Genomic DNA, 18697 nt, shown 5'->3' with positions numbered 1-18697 from the left:
AAAAAGGGTTTTGACCCTGAAAAGATGAACATTCTGCATAGCGCGATTTGCGCAACAGGAATATATTGAAACGTTACTCGACAAACGATGCATAAGGTTTTCTATGACACAACAGCCACAAGCCAAATACCGCCACGACTACCGTGCGCCGGATTACCTGATTAGCGAAATCGATCTGACTTTTGACCTGGATGCCACAAAAACCGTTGTCACGGCGGTGAGTCAGGTGACGCGCCACAGCGCAACCGCCGTTCCGCTGCGTCTGGATGGCGAAGACCTGACGCTGGTCTCCCTGCATATCAATGATGAAGCCTGGTCGGACTATAAAGAAGAAAACAACCAGCTGGTCATCGACAACCTGCCGGAACAGTTTACGCTGCGCATCGTGAATGAAATCAGCCCGGCCGCCAATACCGCGCTGGAAGGGCTTTACCAGTCTGGCGTGGCGCTGTGTACCCAGTGTGAAGCGGAAGGGTTCCGCCACATTACCTGGTATCTCGACCGTCCGGACGTCCTGGCGCGCTTCACCACCAAAATCATCGCCGATAAAACCCTGTATCCCTTCCTGCTCTCCAACGGCAACCGCGTAGGTGAAGGCGAGCTGGAGAATGGCCGTCACTGGGTTCAGTGGCAGGATCCGTTCCCGAAACCGTGCTACCTGTTTGCGCTGGTGGCGGGGGACTTCGACGTGCTGCGTGACACCTTCAAAACGCGCTCAGGCCGCGAGGTGGCGCTGGAGCTGTTCGTAGACCGCGGTAACCTTGACCGCGCGCCGTGGGCGATGACCTCGCTCATCAACTCCATGAAGTGGGACGAAGAGCGCTTCGGCCTCGAATATGACCTCGACATCTATATGATCGTCGCCGTTGATTTCTTCAACATGGGCGCAATGGAGAATAAAGGCCTCAACGTCTTTAACTCCAAATACGTGCTGGCGCGAACCGATACCGCTACCGATAAAGATTATCTCGATATCGAACGCGTCATCGGCCACGAATATTTCCACAACTGGACCGGTAACCGCGTCACCTGTCGCGACTGGTTCCAGCTGAGCCTGAAAGAGGGCCTGACCGTCTTCCGCGATCAGGAGTTCAGCTCCGATCTGGGTTCACGCGCGGTGAACCGCATCAACAACGTGCGTACCATGCGCGGCCTGCAGTTTGCGGAAGATGCCAGCCCAATGGCGCACCCGATCCGCCCGGATAAAGTCATCGAAATGAACAACTTCTATACCCTGACGGTGTACGAGAAGGGTGCAGAAATTATCCGCATGATCCATACCCTGCTGGGTGAAGAGAACTTCCAGAAAGGGATGCAGCTCTACTTCGAGCGTCATGACGGCAGCGCGGCCACCTGCGACGATTTCGTGCAGGCGATGGAAGATGCCTCTAATGTCGATCTTTCCCACTTCCGCCGCTGGTACAGCCAGGCCGGTACGCCAATTGTTACCGTCAAAGACGACTACAATCCGGAAACCGAGCAGTACACGCTGACCATCAGTCAGCGCACGCCGCCGACGGCAGAGCAGGAAGAGAAATACCCGCTGCATATTCCGTTCAGCATTGAGCTGTACGATAACGAAGGCAAAGTCATCCCACTGCAGAAGGGCGGCCACCCGGTACACCACGTATTGAACGTGACCCAGGCCGAGCAGACCTTTATCTTTGATAACGTCTACTTCCAGCCGGTGCCTGCTCTGCTGTGCGAATTCTCCGCGCCGGTGAAGCTGGAGTACAAGTGGAGCGATCAGCAGCTGACGTTCCTGATGCGTCACGCGCGCAACGATTTCTCCCGCTGGGATGCGGCGCAAAGCCTGCTGGCGACCTACATCAAGATCAACGTAAACCGTCACCAGCAGGGCCAGCCGCTGTCGCTGCCTGTGCACGTGGCTGACGCGTTCCGCGCGATCCTGCTGGATGAGAAGATTGACCCGGCGCTCGCCGCTGAAATTCTGACCCTGCCGTCAGCAACGGAAATCGCGGAGTTGTTCGAGATTATCGATCCGATCGCGATTGTGGCGGTGCGTGAAGCGCTGACCCGTACGCTGGCTGCTGAACTGGCGGACGAGTTCCTCGCCATTTATAACGCCAACAAGCTTGATGCTTATCGCGTTGAGCACGCGGACATTGGTAAACGTTCTCTGCGTAATACCTGCCTGCGCTACCTGGCGTTTGGTGAAACCGAGCTGGCGAACACCCTTGTGAGCAAGCAGTATCATGAAGCGGATAACATGACCGACGCGCTGGCCGCGCTGGGTGCAAGCGTTGCCGCTGAGCTGCCGTGCCGCGACGCGCTGATGCAGGAGTACGACGACAAGTGGCATCAGGATGGCCTGGTGATGGACAAGTGGTTCATCCTGCAGGCGACCAGCCCGGCGGCCGATGCGCTCAGCAACGTGCGCAGCCTGCTGAAGCATCGTTCCTTTACCCTGAGCAATCCGAACCGCGTGCGTTCGCTGATTGGCGCGTTTGCCAGCAGCAACCCGGCCGCGTTCCACGCCGAAGACGGCAGCGGTTATCAGTTCATGGTGGAAATGCTGACCGAGCTGAACAGCCGTAACCCGCAGGTGGCGTCGCGCCTGATTGAGCCGCTGATCCGTCTGAAACGCTACGATGCGAAGCGTCAGGCGAAAATGCGTGCCGCGCTTGAGCAGCTGAAAGGGCTGGAAAACCTGTCTGGCGATCTGTACGAGAAGATTGCTAAAGCCTTAGCGTAATAAAAGTTAACCCGGCCCTCTCCCAGTGGGAGAGGGCCGGGGTGAGGGCATCAGGCATTAGCCTTAGCTCGCTGTAACTCCGTACCTCCACGCTTCATCACCCGATCCAGCACTTCCGCTTCCAGCTCCGCCAGTCTTGCCGAGCCCACGCGACGAGGCCGCGGAAGATCTACCGTAAGATCCAGACCTATTTTACCATCTTCTATTAACAGCACCCGGTCGGCCATTGCGACGGCTTCGCTCACGTCATGCGTCACCAGCAGTACCGTAAAGCCGTGTACCTGCCAGAGAGATCCAATCAAATCCTGCATTTCGATTCGCGTCAGGGCGTCGAGCGCGCCCAGCGGTTCATCAAGCAACAGCAGGCCCGGACGGTGAATTAACGCGCGCGCCAGCGCCACGCGCTGCTTCTGCCCACCCGAAAGGGCTGCAGGCCATTCATCGGCGCGATTTTCCAGCCCAACGGCGGCCAGCGCCTGGCGGGCTTCATCCCTCCAGTTGGCCTTAAGACCGAGCCCGACATTGTCGATAACCGTTTTCCACGGCAGCAGGCGCGCGTCCTGGAACATCATGCGGGTATCGTCCTGGATATTCGAAAGCGGCGTTGTCCCTGCCAGAATGTCGCCGCCGTTGGGGGCTTCCAGTCCGGCCAGAAGTCGTAGCAGGGTACTCTTTCCGCCGCCGCTGCGCCCGACAACTGCCACAAACTGTCCGGCGGGAATATGCAGATCCAGCCCGTTAAGAATGGTGTTATCGCCGTAGCGTTTGGTGACGCCGTTCAGCAGTAGCGGTGTCCCCTGATTCAGTCGTGCAGTATTCATGCTTTCGCCTCCTGAAGGGTATAGGCCGGGTTCCAGCGCAGCCAGCTGCGCTCCAGCCACTGGGCGCTAACGTCAGCGAGTTTGCCGAGCAGGGCATAAAGGATAATGGCAACCACCACCACGTCCGTTTGCAGGAATTCACGGGCGTTCATCGCCAGGTAGCCAATCCCGGAGTTAGCTGAGATGGTTTCCGCCACAATCAACGTTAGCCACATCAGGCCGAGCGCGAAACGCACCCCGACCATAATGGAGGGCAGGGCGCCCGGCAGGATCACGTGAATAAACAGGGAAAAACCGGACAAGCCGTAGCTGCGCGCCATCTCGACCAGACCGCGATCGATATTGCGGATGCCGTGCCAGGTGTTGATGTAAATGGGGAACAGCGTGCCCAGCGCCACGAGGAAAATCTTGGCGCTCTCATCAATTCCAAACCACAGGATAACCAGCGGGATCAGCGCCAGATGCGGCACGTTGCGCAGCATCTGGATGGAGGTGTCCAGCAGCCGCTCGCCCCAGCGTGAAAGACCGCTGATCAGGCCCAGGACCAGACCGATGCTGCCGCCGATGGAAAACCCGATCGCCGCGCGCCAGGAGCTGATCGCCAGATGCTGCCACAGCTCGCCGCTCACGCTCAGCGACCAGAACGCTTCTACGACGCCCTCCGGGGAGGGCAGAATGCGGCTCGACAGCCAGCCGGTGGACGACGCGAGCTGCCAGAGTGCCACAATGCCGACGGGTAAAAACCACGGCGCGGCGCGCAGCAGCCATTTTTGTGAGGTGGCAGACATGGTCACTCCTTAGCTCTGCGCGGCTTTGCGTGGAATAAACTCGTTCGCCACGGCTTCGCCCTGAAGCTGAAGCCGCTGCGGCTGTGGAATTTCCGGAATGGCGACATCCAGATGCGGGAATAACAGCTCGCCCACCTTGTACGCCTCTTCCAGATGCGGATAGCCGGAGAGAATGAAGCTGTCGATACCCAGCTCGGCGTATTCGTTGATACGTGCAGCTACGGTCGGTCCGTCGCCCACCAGCGCCGTGCCCGCACCGCCGCGCACCAGACCAACGCCCGCCCACAGGTTCGGGCTGATCTCCAGATTCTCGCGCTTGCCGTTGTGCAGGGATGCCATCCGGTGCTGCCCGACGGAGTCGGTTTTGGCAAATGCGGCCTGGGCTCTGGCGATCGTTTCATCATCCAGATGGGAGATCAGGCGGTCCGCCGCCTGCCAGGCTTCTTCACTGGTTTCGCGCACAATCACATGCAGGCGAATGCCGAAGCGCACCTTACGGCCATGGGCGGCCGCCTTAGCGCGTACCTGGGCAATTTTTTCTTTCACCAGCTCAGGCGGTTCGCCCCAGGTCAAATAGAGATCGACCTGTTCTGCCGCCAGATCCTGGGCTACATCCGACGATCCGCCAAAATAGAGCGGCGGTCGCGGCTGCTGTACCGGCGGGAAGTAGAGTTTCGCGTCACGAACGTGGATATGCTTGCCTTCAAAGGTAACGGTTTCACCTTCCAGCAGGCGTCGCCAGACGCGGGTGAACTCGGCGGAAGCTTCATAGCGTTCGGTATGGTCGAGGAACACGCCGTCGCCTGCCAGCTCCTGCGGATCGCTGCCCGTCACCAGGTTAAACAGGGCGCGGCCGTTGGATAGTCTGTCCAGCGTTGCCGCCTGGCGTGCCGCCACGGTAGGGGAGACGACGCTTGGACGTAACGCAACCAGGAACTTCAGACGCTGGGTGACCGGAATCATTGATGCGGCGACCAGCCAGGCATCTTCACATGAACGTCCGGTCGGGATGAGCACCCCAGTGAAACCGATTCGGTCCGCCGCCTGCGCAATCTGCTGCAGGTAGCCGTGGTCAACCGGGCGCGAGCCCTCTTCTGTACCAAGATAGTGTCCATCACCGTGGGTGGGTAAAAACCAGAAAAGATTCAGACTCATGATTTAGCTCCTTCTTTGCCTGCGGGCTGCCAGATGCGTTCGCGAATAGTGACCTGTTTTGGCACCAGGTGGTTTTGATAGAAAAGGTCAGCCGTTTGTTGCTGAAGCGCGGCGACGTGTGCGTCCACCGGGGTAATGGTGGTCGGCGGACGGTGGTTGAGATAGCTCGCGATCACCGGCTCAGGTAAGCCCATGGTTTTCGCCAGCAGGGAAATGCTCTCCTGACGCTGGGTCTGGGTCAGGGCATCGGCCTGGGTAAAGGTATCCAGCACGCCCTGAATAAATGCGCCGTTCTTTTCCGCATAAGGACGTGCGGCCAGATAGAACGAGCCGGTCTGCTTCAGCGTGGTACCGTCTTTCAGCACGCGAACGCCGCCCTGCAGCAATGCGGCGGAGTAGTACGGGTCCCAGATGGCCCAGGCATCAACGTTCTTCTGCTGGAACGCGGCGCGCGCGTCAGCGGGAGTCAGGTAGACGGGCTGAATGTCGGTGAACTTGAGTCCGGCCTCTTGCAGAGCTCGCAGCAAAAGGTTGTGTGAGCTGGAACCTTTCTGGAAAGCAACTTTATGTCCTCTAAGGTCGGCGACGCTTTTAATGTCGCTGTTTTCAGGCACCAGGATCACCTCGGCCTTCGGCTTGGGCGGCTCAACGCCTACATAGACGAGGTCCGCTCCCGCGGCCTGTGCGAAGATCGGCGGAATATCGCCCGTGCTGCCAAGATCGATACTGCCCACGTTAAGGGCCTCCAGCATCTGCGGGCCGGCAGGGAACTCCACCCAGGAGAATTTGGTGTCCGGGAAGCGTTTTTCCAGAAGCTGGTGGCTTTTCGCCAGCACCATGCTGACGCTGCCTTTCTGATACCCGATGCGTAAACTTTCCGGAGCCGTTTCTGCGGCATGGGCCAGCGAGGTAAGGGCCATCAGACCTGCCAGACCGATACGGGTGAACGTTTTAAACATGTGCGACTCCTTGAGGCTGACCAAACGCCGGGGCCTGGATATCCCTGCGGTGAAGGGCATGCCAGAACGTTTCCAGAGCGTTATCGAGGCGGGTTTGCAGGTTGGGCGTAAAGTGTGGTTTGTGTTGATAATCGATAACCTGGGAGTCATCGGCGAAAACGCCGTGGAGGATCTCCTGCGCTTTCAGCGCGTTCAGTACCGGCTTCAGGGCGTAATCCACGGCCAGTAAATGGGCAACCGTACCGCCCGTTGCCAGCGGCAGCACGACTTTGCCGTCCAGGGCGCGTTCCGGAAGCAGATCGAGCAGGGTTTTCAGCGCACCGGAAAAAGAGGCTTTATAAATGGGCGTTGCCACAATTAAGCCGTCAGCGCCGTTAAGCTGCTCGATGAGCGTTTTCAGCGCAGGGCTGTCAAAACGGGCATAAAGCAGATCTTCAGGTTCGAAGTTATGCAGGTTCCAGTGGCACACTTCCACATCCAGAGCATTGAGTTTTTCGCGGGCATATTCCAGCAGGGCGCTGGAGCGCGATGGGAATCGTGGACTTCCGGCCAGGGTAATGACGCGCATACTTCCTCCTTATAACTAATTGTTTGCTTTTATCTAACATTCATAACAATTTTCAGGAGTGTGACACCGCACGGTTATTCCACTAAATGATTAACTGCAATTAAAATGCGAAAAAGTGCATAAGAAATAGACGGGAAGGTAAACGATTGCGTTTTGCGCTGATTTTTTGCCGCAGGTCAATTCCCTTTCGCGCCTGGATCGCCCATAATCCCCTCCCGGTTTGCACACCGGGAATCCAGGAGAGTTCATGTACTACCCCTTCGTTCGTAAAGCCCTTTTCCAGCTCGACCCTGAGCGCGCTCATGAATTTACATTCCAGCAATTACGTCGTATTACCGGAACGCCGCTGGCCGCTCTGGTGCGTCAGAATGTGCCGGTAAAACCTGTGCAGTGCATGGGGCTGACCTTTAAAAATCCGCTAGGTCTGGCGGCCGGTCTGGACAAAAATGGCGAGTGCATTGATGCCCTGGGCGCGATGGGCTTTGGCTCCATTGAAATCGGTACCGTCACCCCGCGCCCGCAGCCGGGAAATGACAAGCCGCGCCTGTTCCGACTGGTGGAAGCCGAAGGGCTGATCAACCGCATGGGCTTTAATAACCTCGGTGTTGATCACCTGGTTGAGAATGTAAAAAAAGCCCATTTTGACGGGATATTAGGCATCAATATCGGCAAAAATAAAGACACGCCGGTAGAGCAGGGTAAAGATGACTATCTGATTTGTATGGAAAAAGTCTACGCCTATGCCGGTTATATTGCGGTGAATATTTCTTCACCCAATACCCCGGGGCTGCGCTCTTTACAATATGGCGAAGCGCTGGACGATCTTCTGAGTGCCATTAAAAATAAACAAAATGAACTTCAGTCGATCCACCATAAATATGTTCCGGTCGCGGTTAAGATCGCCCCGGATCTTTCTCCCGAAGAATTGATCCAGGTTGCCGACAGTTTGGTTCGCCATAATATTGATGGTGTGATTGCAACCAATACCACCCTCGATCGTTCCCTCGTGCAGGGAATGAAAAACTGTGACGAAGCGGGTGGGTTAAGTGGCCGTCCGGTACAATTAAAAAGCACCGAAATTATTCGCGCCCTGTCTGCGGAATTAAAAGGTCGTCTGCCGATTATTGGCGTCGGCGGCATTGACTCCGTGATTGCTGCGCGCGAGAAAATGGCGGCGGGTGCGTCGCTGGTGCAGATCTATTCCGGCTTTATTTTTAAAGGACCGCCGCTGATTAAAGAAATCGTTACTCATATCTAATCTTTTCTCTTAATCAGACAACCAGGGCTTTATTTCCAGCCCTGGTTGTTTTATATTCCGTCACTGTTGCTTATTTAGTCATTATAGTCTTTTATTAATGGTGTTATAAACGAGGCGGCAAACAGGACATTTTTAGTACAGGACGTTTGGGGACGGGAGAGACACATGCGAATTAAACCTGACGATAACTGGCGCTGGTATTTTTGCGACGAGCATGACCGAATGATGCTCGACTTAGCCAATGGCATGTTGTTTCGTTCTCGTTTTGCCCGCCGAATGTTAACCCCGGATGCGTTTTCCCCGTCGGGCTTTTGCGTTGACGATGCAGCGCTTTATTTCTCCTTTGAGGAAAAATGCCGCGATCTGGTGCTCTCTAAAGAGCAGCGCGCCGAGCTGGTATTAAATGCGCTGGTGGCTATCCGTTTCCTGAAACCGCAAATGCCAAAGAGCTGGCATTTTCTGCCCCACGGCATGAACTGGACCCCGGCAACGGGCGATGCGGCGAGCGTAAATCTGAGCGACACTGCAGAAGAGGTGAGCCTGCTGGTGGTTGAGCCTGGCGAAAATGCTGCACTCTGTCTGCTGGCGCAGCCCGGCGTAACGATTGCCGGGCGGACGATGCAGCTTGGGGATGCTATTAAGGTCATGAACGACAGGCTGAAGCCCCAGCTTCGCGTGGATGCCTTCAGCCTCGAGCAGGCGGTTTAAGCTTCCAGCTGTACGGACGTTTTCGGTATGCAGCTACAGCAGAGAATTGTGCCGTCACTTCCAATTGCTGATTTTTTCAACGCACTCACTTCGCCATCCACCAGCCTGATGCGGCAGCATCCGCAAATGCCTGCGCGACAGGAATACGGTACGCGAATACCAGCCTGCTCCAGTTGCTCCAGTAATACCTGCTGGTTGTTGCCACGGATGACGTTGCCCTGCCAGTGAATATCTATCGCAGAGGCGACATTCGTCACAACGTCTACCATTTCTTCTTCCTGCCCTGAGCCGTACACCCTTGCAGGCCCTCGGGCAAGAATCTCTACCTCATCACCGACGCGGATAGCGCCGCTGGAGCGCGGGATGAGGTTCTGACCGAAATCCACATCGCCGTTGTCCTGCGCGGTGCGGAATGACTGCAATGTCTTCAACGGTTCGCCGGAAGGGTGCTTCTGGCCTTTCTCCGGGCTTACCGTCGTGAAAATGCAGCGGCTGCACGGCTTCACCACGTCAAAAATGACGCTGCCAATGCGGATCACTTTCCAGGTGTCTTCATCCCAGGCGTCTGCGCCCGTTACTACCAGGTTCGGACGGAACTGTTCCATCTGAACGCTGGCTTTGCAGCGGCCTTGCAAATCACGCAGTGAAGCTTCGTTAGTCAGCAGGAACGGGAAGCCATCGGCGAAGGAGAGGGGAACGGCGTCGTGGCGCTTCACGCGACGCGTCAGTTCAGGCCCAACCCAGCGCAGCTGCACGTCGCGGGAGAAGAAGCCGCTCAGCCAGCGGTTGATCTCATCCGGGGCGATGCGCGCGGTAAAATGATTGCCCCACACTTCCGTCGGCGCATCGACGGGCGCAAAATCAGCAAAGCGAATCACCGCGCTGGAACCGTCCGGCGCGGTAAGGTGCAAACCGTCATGAAGCGGGGAAGGGGTAAAGCGAACCATCTGAGGGAACTGGCGTGCGGTAATGAACGTTCCGTCAGGCTCGGTGACCATAAAAATACGATCGAAGGCAAATCCGCTCATATCGGCCAGCGCGTGAGAGACGCCGATGCCGCGCATGGATTTCACCGGATGAATAAAAAGCCTGGATAACGTCGCCACTGCACACTCCCTCGAATGAAAATAAGCCTTCAACTTTATGACATACACGCCATATTAGCTATAATGCGCGACAATTTTCTAAGAGTAAAAGTGACGATATGAATTCTCTGTTTGCCAGTACGGCCCGTGGGCTGGAAGAGCTGTTAAAAACTGAACTGGAAAGCCTGGGCGCGCAAGAGTGCCAGGTGGTTCAGGGTGGTGTCCATTTTGAGGGCGACACGCGGCTTATTTACCAGAGCCTGATGTGGAGCCGCCTGGCGTCGCGCATCATGCTGCCGATGAAGGAGTGCAAGGTCTATAGCGACCTTGATCTCTATACCGGCGTACAGATGATCGACTGGACAGAGATCTTCACCCCGAATGCTACCTTTGCGGTGCATTTCAACGGCGTGAACGACGAGATCCGCAACAGCCAGTACGGTGCCCTGCGCGTAAAAGACGCCATTGTGGACTGCTTCACCCGTAAAAATAAGGAACGTCCGAACGTCGATCGTGAAAACCCCGATCTGCGTATTAACGTCTGGCTGAACGGCGACACGGCGAGTATCTCCCTCGATCTGAGCGGCGCGGGCCTGCACCTGCGCGGCTACCGCGATCGTACCGGCATGGCACCCATCAAAGAGACCCTGGCGGCCGCCATTGTGATGCGCTCCGGCTGGCAGCCGGGCACGCCGCTGCTCGACCCGATGTGCGGTTCCGGTACGTTGCTGATTGAAGCGGCCATGCTGGCCACCGACCGCGCCCCGGGACTGCACCGCGGACAGTGGGGCTTTAAAGGCTGGGCGCAGCACGATGAAGCGCTCTGGAAAGAGGTCAAAGACGACGCGCAGACCCGCGCACGTAAGGGGCTGGCGGAATATACCTCTCATTTCTACGGCTCCGATAGCGACCCTCGCGTCATTGAGCGCGCGCGCAGCAACGCCCGCCGTGCCGGTATCGGCGAACTGGTCACCTTCGAAGTGAAAGACGTGGCGAACCTGACCAACCCGCTGCCAAAAGGCCCGTACGGTACCGTGATCAGCAACCCGCCATATGGCGAACGTCTCGACAGCGAACCGGCGCTGATTGCCCTGCACAGCCTGCTGGGCCGCAACATGAAGGACCACTTTGGCGGCTGGAACCTGTCTCTGTTCAGCGCCTCGCCGGAACTGCTGAGCTGCCTGCAGCTGCGTGCCGAACGCCAGTTTAAGGCGAAAAACGGCCCGCTGGACTGCGTGCAGAAAAACTACCATCTGGCGGAGAAGGCGGCCGACAGCAAGCCGTCCGGCGTGGCGGAAGATTACGCTAACCGTCTGCGCAAGAATCTGAAGAAATTTGAGAAGTGGGCGAAGCAGGAGGGCATTGAATGCTACCGCCTGTATGATGCCGACCTGCCGGAGTACAACGTGGCGGTTGACCGCTACGCGGACTGGGTGGTGATTCAGGAATATGCGCCGCCGAAAACCATTGATGCGCAAAAAGCGCGTCAGCGCATGCTGGACGTCATTGCCGCCACCATCGCCGTGCTGGGTATTGCGCCAAACAAGCTGGTGCTGAAAACGCGTGAACGTCAGAAAGGCAAAAACCAGTACCAGAAGATGGGCGAGAAGGGCGACTTTATCGAAGTGGGCGAATACAACGCGCGCCTGTGGGTCAACCTGACCGACTATCTGGATACCGGTCTGTTCCTCGATCACCGTATCGCCCGCCGCATGCTGGGCCAGATGAGTAAAGGCAAGGACTTCCTGAATCTCTTCTCCTACACCGGCAGCGCCAGCGTGCATGCCGGTCTGGGCGGCGCGCGCAGCACTACCACGGTAGATATGTCCCGCACCTATCTGGAGTGGGCGGAGCGCAACCTGCGCCTTAACGGCTTAACCGGACGTCAGCATCGCCTGATGCAGGCCGACGTGCTGGGCTGGCTGCGCGATACCGACGAGCAGTTCGACCTGATCTTTATCGATCCTCCGACCTTCTCCAACTCCAAGCGTATGGAAGATAGCTTTGACGTTCAACGCGATCACCTGCGCCTGATGACCGACCTGAAGCGCCTGCTGCGCAAAGGCGGCACCATTATGTTCTCGAACAACAAACGCGGCTTCCGTATGGATCATGACGGCTTAGCAGCCCTGGGACTGAAAGCACAAGAAATCAGCCAAAAAACGCTGTCTCAGGACTTTGCCCGTAACCGTCAAATCCATAACTGCTGGTTGATTACCGCGGTCTGAAAGGAAAAATAAATGTCTTTAATTAGTATGCACGGCGCGTGGCTCTCTTTCAGCGACTCACCGCTTCTCGATAATGCAGAGCTGCACATCGAAGATAACGAGCGCGTCTGTCTGGTGGGCCGTAACGGCGCGGGTAAATCCACGCTGATGAAAATCCTTAACCGTGAACAGGGCCTGGATGACGGACGCATTGTTTACGAACAGGATCTGATCGTCTCCCGCCTCCAGCAGGACCCGCCGCGTCACGTGACCGGCAGCGTTTACGATTTCGTTGCGGAAGGGATCTCCGAGCAGGCCGAATACCTGAAGCGCTATCACGAGATTTCGCATCTGGTGATGACCGATCCGAGCGACAAAAACCTCAACGAACTTGCAAAAGTGCAGGAGATGCTCGATCACCACGGTCTGTGGCAGCTTGAAAACCGTATTAATGAAGTGCTGGCCCAGCTCGGTCTGGAACCCGATATGGAGCTGTCGGCGCTCTCCGGCGGCTGGCTGCGTAAGGCGGCCCTGGGCCGCGCGCTGGTTAGCGGGCCGAAGGTGCTGCTGCTGGACGAACCGACTAACCACCTGGATATCGAAGCGATCGACTGGCTGGAAGGCTTCCTGAAAACCTTCAGCGGCACCATTATTTTCATCTCACACGACCGTTCGTTTATCCGCAATATGGCGACGCGTATTGTCGATCTCGACCGCGGCAAGCTGGTCACCTATCCCGGCGATTACGACACCTATCTGCTGGAGAAAGAAGAAAACCTGCGCGTGGAAGAGCTGCAGAATGCCGAGTTCGACCGCAAGCTGGCGCAGGAAGAGGTCTGGATCCGCCAGGGCATAAAAGCCCGCCGTACCCGTAACGAAGGCCGCGTGCGCGCCCTGAAGGCGATGCGTCGCGAGCGCAGCGAACGCCGTGAAGTGATGGGCAGCGCCAAAATGCAGGTGGAAGAGGCGTCCCGCTCCGGCAAGATTGTCTTTGAAATGGAAAACGTCAACTACCAGGTTGACGGTAAAGTGCTGGTGAAAGACTTCTCCGCACAGGTTCAGCGCGGCGACAAAATCGCCCTGATTGGCCCGAACGGCTGCGGTAAAACCACGCTGCTGAAGCTGATGCTGGGCCAGCTGCAGGCCGACAGCGGCCGCATTCACTGCGGGACCAAGCTGGAGGTCGCCTACTTCGACCAGCACCGCGCGGAGCTGGATCCGGACCGTACGGTGATGGATAACCTCGCTGAAGGTAAGCAGGAGGTGATGGTAAACGGCAAGCCGCGCCACGTGCTGGGCTACCTGCAGGACTTCCTGTTCCATCCGAAACGTGCCATGACGCCGGTGCGCGCGCTGTCAGGCGGTGAGCGCAACCGTCTTCTGCTGGCGCGCCTGTTCCTGAAGCCAAGTAACTTGTTGATTCTCGATGAACCAACGAACGACCTTGATGTCGAAACGCTGGAACTACTCGAAGAGCTGATCGACGGCTATCAGGGTACCGTGATGCTGGTTAGCCACGATCGTCAGTTCGTTGACAACACCGTGACCGAGTGCTGGATCTTCGAAGGTGAAGGGCGAATTGGTCAATACGTAGGCGGTTATCACGACGCAAAAGGGCAGCAGGCACAGTCGCTGGCGACGAAGCAGTCAAAGTCCAAAATTGGTCCTGAAGCTACTGTAACAAAAGCAGAAACTGTCAAGAAAACCTCGGCTAAACTAAGCTATAACCTGCAGCGCGAACTGGAGGGACTGCCGCAGCGTCTTGAAGAGCTGGAGGCCGCGCTTGAGGATCTGCAAAAACAGGTTGCTGATGCGTCATTCTTTACCCAATCGCATGACTATACTCAGAAAGTACTGTCAGAACTGTCCGCGGCTGAAAAAGCCCTGGAAGAAGCATTTGAGCGCTGGGAGTACCTTGAGTCTCTGAAAAACGGCGCATAAACAGGGATAACATATGTGTGACCAGCACCATGCCGACAGGCATATTTTATGCTCGCAATGCGATATGCTCGTGGCGTTGCCAGAGCTTGGTCACGGACATAAAGCCCTGTGTCCACGTTGCGGTGCGACGTTGACAACCGAGTGGGACGCGCCGCGGCAGCGTCCCACTGCTTACGCTCTTGCAGCACTTTTTATGCTGCTGCTCTCTAACCTCTTCCCCTTCATCTATATGAAGGTGGGTGGGATAACCAGCCAGGTGGATTTGCTTGAAATCCCGGGCGTGATGTTCTCAGAAGATTACGCCAGCCTCGGCACCTTTTTTCTCCTGTTTGTCCAGATAGTCCCGGCTTTTTGCCTGGTCGTAATCCTTTTGCTGGTCAACCGCGTCAGGATGCCCGCATCACTGAAAATCCGGCTTGCGCGTATCCTTTTTCAGCTCAAAAGCTGGGGCATGGCCGAGATCTTTCTGGCGGGCATTCTGGTCAGTTTCGTGAAGCTGATGGCGTACGGCGACGTGGGGATCGGCAGCAGCTTTATTCCCTGGTGTCTGTACTGCGTCCTCCAGCTGCGTGCATTCCAGTGCGTTGACAGGCGCTGGGCGTGGGATGATATCGCCCCGGCACCGACGCTTGCGCAGACGGTAAAGGTCGGCGTACCCGGAATTCGTCAGGGGCTGCGTTCCTGCCCATGCTGTACCGCCGTGCTCCCCGCCGATCTCAACGTTTGTCCGCGCTGCGAAACGAAAGGGCACGTGCGGCGTAAAAATAGTCTTCAGTGGACGATGGCGCTGCTGGTCACGTCCATCATGCTGTATCTGCCTGCCAATATTCTGCCAATCATGATCACCGATTTGCTCGGTGACAAAATGCCCTCAACGATCCTGGCCGGGGTGATACTGCTTTGGGGCGAGGGTTCCTATCCGGTCGCTGGCGTTATCTTTATCGCCAGTATTATGGTGCCAACCTTAAAAATGATCGCCATCGCCTGGCTCTGTTGGGATGCGAAAGGCCATGGAAAACGCGACAGCGAACGTATGCACCTGATTTATGAAGTGGTCGAGTTTGTTGGACGCTGGTCAATGATAGACGTGTTTGTCATCGCCGTTCTCTCTGCGCTGGTGCGGATGGGCGGTTTGATGAGTATTTATCCCGCGATGGGGGCTTTAATGTTTGCACTGGTCGTGATCATGACCATGTTTGCGGCCATGACCTTCGACCCTCGTTTATCGTGGGATCGTGAGCCTGAATCAAGCCATGAGGAAGAGTAAGAGCATGGAAAATAAGAGTGGAGAGGCGAAAGTGCAGAAGGTCAAAAACTGGTCACCGGTGTGGATTTTTCCCATCGTGACCGCGCTGATCGGTGCATGGATCCTGTTTTATCATTACAGCCATCAGGGACCGGAAGTCACGCTGATAACCACCAATGCCGAGGGGATTGAGGGCGGTAAAACGACCATCAAAAGCCGTAGCGTGGATGTGGGCGTGGTCGAAAGCGCAACCCTGACCGACGATTTAACCCATGTGGAGATTAAGGCGCGCCTTAATGCCGGCATGGAGAAACTGCTGCACGGCGATTCCGTTTTCTGGGTCGTTAAACCGCAGGTAGGGCGTGAAGGGATCAGCGGCTTAGGAACGCTGCTTTCGGGCGCCTACATAGAGCTGCAGCCCGGCGCTAAGGGTAACCAGCCTGCCAAATACCAGCTTCTGGATTCACCGCCGCTTGCGCCGCCTGATGCCAAGGGCATCCGCGTGATCCTCGACAGCAAAAAAGCAGGTCAGCTCACGGCCGGCGACCCGGTCCTGTTCCGCGGCTACCGCGTCGGGTCGGTTGAGAAAAGCACGTTCGATCCGCAGAAACGCGCAATTAGCTATCAGCTCTTCATTAATGCGCCAAACGATCGTCTGGTCACCAGCAACGTCCGTTTCTGGAAAGACAGCGGGATCGCGGTGGATCTGACCTCGGCAGGCATGCGCGTTGAAATGGGTTCGCTGACCACGCTGTTTGGCGGCGGCGTGAGTTTTGACGTGCCGGAAGGCCTGGATTTGGGGCAGCCGGTTGCAGAGAACACCGCTTTCCGCCTCTTTGACGATCAAAAAAGCATTCAGGATGCGCTCTATACCGATCACGTTGACTTCCTGATGTTCTTCAAAGACTCCGTTCGCGGCCTGCAGCCGGGGGCGCCCGTTGAGTTCCGCGGTATTCGCCTCGGTACGGTTGGGCAAGTACCGTTCTTCGTCCCGGGTCTGAGCCAGATGCTGGATGATGACTATCGCATTCCGGTGCTGATCCGCATTGAACCAGAGCGTCTTCTTAACCAGATTGGTGAAAATCAGGATATCGCTACCCATATCACCCAACTGATGGAACGCGGTCTACGCGGGTCGCTGAAAACCGGCAACCTGGTAACCGGCGCGCTGTATGTGGATATGGACTTCTACCCGAAAGCACCGCCGATTACCGGTATCCGTGAATTCGGCGGCTACAAGATCATCCCAACGGTGAGCAGCGGTCTGGCGCAGATCCAGCAGCGTCTGATGGAGACGCTGGACAAGATCAACAATCTGCCACTGAATCCGATGATTGAAGCGGCGACAAACTCGCTGAGCGAAAGCCAGGCAACGATGCGCCGTCTGCAAACCACGCTGGATAACATCAACAAGATCACGGCGAGCCAGAGCATGCAGCAGCTGCCGCAGGACATGCAGAAAACGCTGCGTGAGCTGAACCGCAGTATGCAGGGCTTCCAGCCGGGATCTGCGGCCTATAACAAGATGGTGGCAGATATGCAGCGTCTTGATCAGGTCCTGCGTGAACTGCAGCCGGTGCTGAAAACGCTCAACGAGAAGAGCAATGCGCTGGTGTTCGAAGCGAAAGATAAAAAGGATCCTGAGCCGAAGAGGGCAAAAGAATGAAAAAATGGCTATTGATGGTTGGCGCTCTGCTGTTAACGGCGTGCAGTTCAGGGGGAGATAATAAAAGTTATTATCAGCTGCCTGTGGCAACCCACAGCGGTGGGCAAAGCACGGCCAGTCAGGGAAACCGCCAGCTGTGGGTTGAGCAGGTCGCCGTGCCGGATTATCTGGCAGGGAACGGCGTGGTCTATCAGACCAGCGACGTTAAATACGTGATTGCGACCAACAACCTGTGGGCCAGCCCGCTGGATCAGCAGCTGCGCAACACGCTGGTGGCTAACCTGGGCAGCCAGCTTCCGGGCTGGGTAGTCGCGTCGCAGCCGCTGGGTAACGATCAGGATACGCTGAACGTCACCGTAACGGGCTTCCACGGCCGCTATGACGGTGCGGTGGTGATCAGCGGGGAGTGGTTGCTGAACCATCAGGGGCAGCTGATTAAGCGTCCTTTCCATCTGGAGCTGAAGCAGCAGAAGGATGGCTATGACGAAATGGTGAAAGTCCTGGCTCAGGGTTGGGCGCAGGAGTCGGCCAGTATCGCGAGGGAGATTTCCCGGCTGCCATAAGTAAAATTCATCATTAAAACCGCAGTTGGCCTGTCGCTGATTGCGGTTTTTTTTTCGTTTTCAACTCAGGTTGTTACTTGTGCCACGTCACAATTTTTGTACAAATGAACTTCCATGTAGCTCACAGATATGACACCCGTATGAATTTTGAACATTGACGATGCGACTAATTCGGGGTATTCGTTATCTGTGCCTGTGCAGATAGTGCAGACACTGTTTTCTTTCCACCAGACAAAAGAATGAGGGAAACGAGGCATGAAGAGACAGAAACGAGATCGCCTGGAACGGGCTCATCAACGTGGTTATCAGGCCGGCATCGCTGGACGTTCTAAAGAAATGTGTCCTTATCAGACGATAAATCAAAGGTCACAATGGCTTGGAGGCTGGCGAGAAGCCATCGGCGACAGGGCACTCATAGCCTGATAACGTCTCTTTCAAAAAAGAAACCTCCGCATTGCGGAGGTTTCGCCTTTCCGGGGTTCGAAAAGCACGATCAGAACGCAGAAGTGTCCTGGAACAGGCCAACCTTCAGGTCGCTTGCGCTATAGATCAGACGACCGTCGACCAGTACTTCACCATCTGCCAGGCCCATAATCAGGCGGCGGTTTACGATGCGCTTGAAGTGAATACGATAGGTCACTTTCTTCGCTGTAGGCAGAACCTGGCCTGTGAATTTCACTTCGCCCACGCCCAGCGCGCGGCCTTTACCTTCGCCACCCAGCCAGCCCAGATAGAAGCCAACCAGCTGCCACATGGCATCCAGGCCCAAACAGCCAGGCATTACCGGATCGCCAATAAAGTGGCAACCGAAGAACCACAGGTCCGGGTTGATATCGAGTTCTGCTTCTACGTAACCCTTATCGAAGTTGCCGCCGGTTTCGGTCATTTTCACGACACGGTCCATCATCAGCATGTTCGGGGCCGGCAACTGTGGGCCTTTTGCGCCAAACAGTTCGCCGCGACCAGAGGCAAGAAGATCTTCTTTTGTATAGGATTCGCGTTTATCTACCATGTTC

Annotated in this window: 16 protein-coding genes; 9 read left to right on the top strand and 7 right to left on the bottom strand. The window is 56.5% G+C overall.

Annotated features, from left to right (window positions below; genetic code table 11):
* Nucleotides 1–103: 103 nt before the first annotated feature.
* On the top strand, nt 104–2716 hold the full coding sequence (gene pepN, locus UR504_RS04160; protein WP_115874643.1) for an aminopeptidase N: 2613 nt from the start codon (nt 104–106) through the stop codon (nt 2714–2716).
* Between the two features lie 50 nt (nt 2717–2766).
* Here pepN and ssuB read toward each other — a convergent pair whose 3' ends face one another.
* From ssuB to ssuE, 5 genes are read right to left on the bottom strand one after another with little or no spacing between them, the layout of a single operon-like run.
* Nucleotides 2767–3537 carry an aliphatic sulfonates ABC transporter ATP-binding protein gene (ssuB, locus tag UR504_RS04155; RefSeq protein WP_302234686.1) on the bottom strand — a complete coding sequence of 257 codons (771 nt, stop codon included), beginning with the start codon at nt 3535–3537 and terminating at the stop codon, nt 2767–2769.
* Complete coding sequence (ssuC, locus tag UR504_RS04150) at nt 3534–4325, bottom strand: aliphatic sulfonate ABC transporter permease SsuC (protein ID WP_115874645.1); 792 nt, start codon at nt 4323–4325, stop codon at nt 3534–3536. The genes ssuB and ssuC overlap by 4 nt, the downstream gene beginning before the upstream one ends.
* 9 nt (nt 4326–4334) lie before the next feature.
* A complete protein-coding gene (gene ssuD, locus UR504_RS04145) occupies nt 4335–5480 on the bottom strand; it encodes an FMNH2-dependent alkanesulfonate monooxygenase (protein WP_111964550.1) in 1146 nt (381 codons plus the stop codon).
* Nucleotides 5477–6439, bottom strand: coding sequence for a sulfonate ABC transporter substrate-binding protein (locus tag UR504_RS04140; protein WP_136194627.1), 963 nt, complete (start codon nt 6437–6439; stop codon nt 5477–5479). The genes ssuD and UR504_RS04140 overlap by 4 nt, the downstream gene beginning before the upstream one ends.
* Complete coding sequence (gene ssuE, locus UR504_RS04135; protein ID WP_008499940.1) at nt 6432–7007, bottom strand: NADPH-dependent FMN reductase; 576 nt, start codon at nt 7005–7007, stop codon at nt 6432–6434. The genes UR504_RS04140 and ssuE overlap by 8 nt, the downstream gene beginning before the upstream one ends.
* Before the next feature lie 247 nt (nt 7008–7254).
* Between ssuE and pyrD the strand changes: the two genes are divergently transcribed.
* Both pyrD and zapC read left to right on the top strand, forming a co-directional pair.
* Nucleotides 7255–8265 (top strand): quinone-dependent dihydroorotate dehydrogenase, encoded by a 1011-nt coding sequence (pyrD, locus tag UR504_RS04130; protein WP_111964548.1) that lies wholly within the window; start codon nt 7255–7257, stop codon nt 8263–8265.
* 165 nt (nt 8266–8430) lie between these two features.
* A complete protein-coding gene (gene zapC, locus UR504_RS04125; protein ID WP_032651189.1) occupies nt 8431–8973 on the top strand; it encodes a cell division protein ZapC in 543 nt (180 codons plus the stop codon).
* Here the strand turns inward: zapC and UR504_RS04120 are convergent.
* Nucleotides 8970–10079, bottom strand: coding sequence for a YcbX family protein (locus UR504_RS04120; RefSeq protein ID WP_271367514.1), 1110 nt, complete (start codon nt 10077–10079; stop codon nt 8970–8972). The two genes, zapC and UR504_RS04120, sit on opposite strands and share 4 nt — an antisense overlap.
* A gap of 98 nt (nt 10080–10177) precedes the next feature.
* Here UR504_RS04120 and rlmKL point away from each other — a divergent pair, with 98 nt between their 5' ends.
* The 6 genes from rlmKL to rmf all read left to right on the top strand — a co-directional run bounded on the left by rlmKL (nt 10178) and on the right by rmf (nt 18104).
* On the top strand, nt 10178–12286 hold the full coding sequence (gene rlmKL / locus UR504_RS04115) for a bifunctional 23S rRNA (guanine(2069)-N(7))-methyltransferase RlmK/23S rRNA (guanine(2445)-N(2))-methyltransferase RlmL (protein WP_302234688.1): 2109 nt from the start codon (nt 10178–10180) through the stop codon (nt 12284–12286).
* Between the two features lie 12 nt (nt 12287–12298).
* Nucleotides 12299–14206, top strand: coding sequence for an ABC transporter ATP-binding protein (locus UR504_RS04110; RefSeq protein ID WP_127730291.1), 1908 nt, complete (start codon nt 12299–12301; stop codon nt 14204–14206).
* A 13-nt stretch (nt 14207–14219) separates the two neighbouring features.
* Nucleotides 14220–15473 (top strand): membrane integrity-associated transporter subunit PqiA, encoded by a 1254-nt coding sequence (gene pqiA / locus UR504_RS04105; RefSeq protein WP_249575947.1) that lies wholly within the window; start codon nt 14220–14222, stop codon nt 15471–15473.
* A gap of 4 nt (nt 15474–15477) precedes the next feature.
* Nucleotides 15478–17118, top strand: coding sequence for an intermembrane transport protein PqiB (gene pqiB, locus UR504_RS04100; RefSeq protein ID WP_111964544.1), 1641 nt, complete (start codon nt 15478–15480; stop codon nt 17116–17118).
* Complete coding sequence (gene pqiC / locus UR504_RS04095; protein ID WP_008499932.1) at nt 17115–17681, top strand: membrane integrity-associated transporter subunit PqiC; 567 nt, start codon at nt 17115–17117, stop codon at nt 17679–17681. The genes pqiB and pqiC overlap by 4 nt, the downstream gene beginning before the upstream one ends.
* 255 nt (nt 17682–17936) lie before the next feature.
* Nucleotides 17937–18104 carry a ribosome modulation factor gene (gene rmf, locus UR504_RS04090; protein WP_013097261.1) on the top strand — a complete coding sequence of 56 codons (168 nt, stop codon included), beginning with the start codon at nt 17937–17939 and terminating at the stop codon, nt 18102–18104.
* 70 nt (nt 18105–18174) lie between these two features.
* On the opposite strand, the gene fabA is transcribed toward rmf, so the two are convergent.
* On the bottom strand, nt 18175–18693 hold the full coding sequence (gene fabA / locus UR504_RS04085) for a 3-hydroxyacyl-[acyl-carrier-protein] dehydratase FabA (protein ID WP_008499931.1): 519 nt from the start codon (nt 18691–18693) through the stop codon (nt 18175–18177).
* Nucleotides 18694–18697 lie beyond the last annotated feature (4 nt).

The sequence above is a fragment of the Enterobacter sp. 241F3 genome (assembly GCF_034106785.1).
Taxonomy (GTDB): Bacteria; Pseudomonadota; Gammaproteobacteria; order Enterobacterales; family Enterobacteriaceae; genus Enterobacter; species Enterobacter vonholyi.
This window is presented reverse-complemented; position numbering and strand designations above follow the sequence as displayed.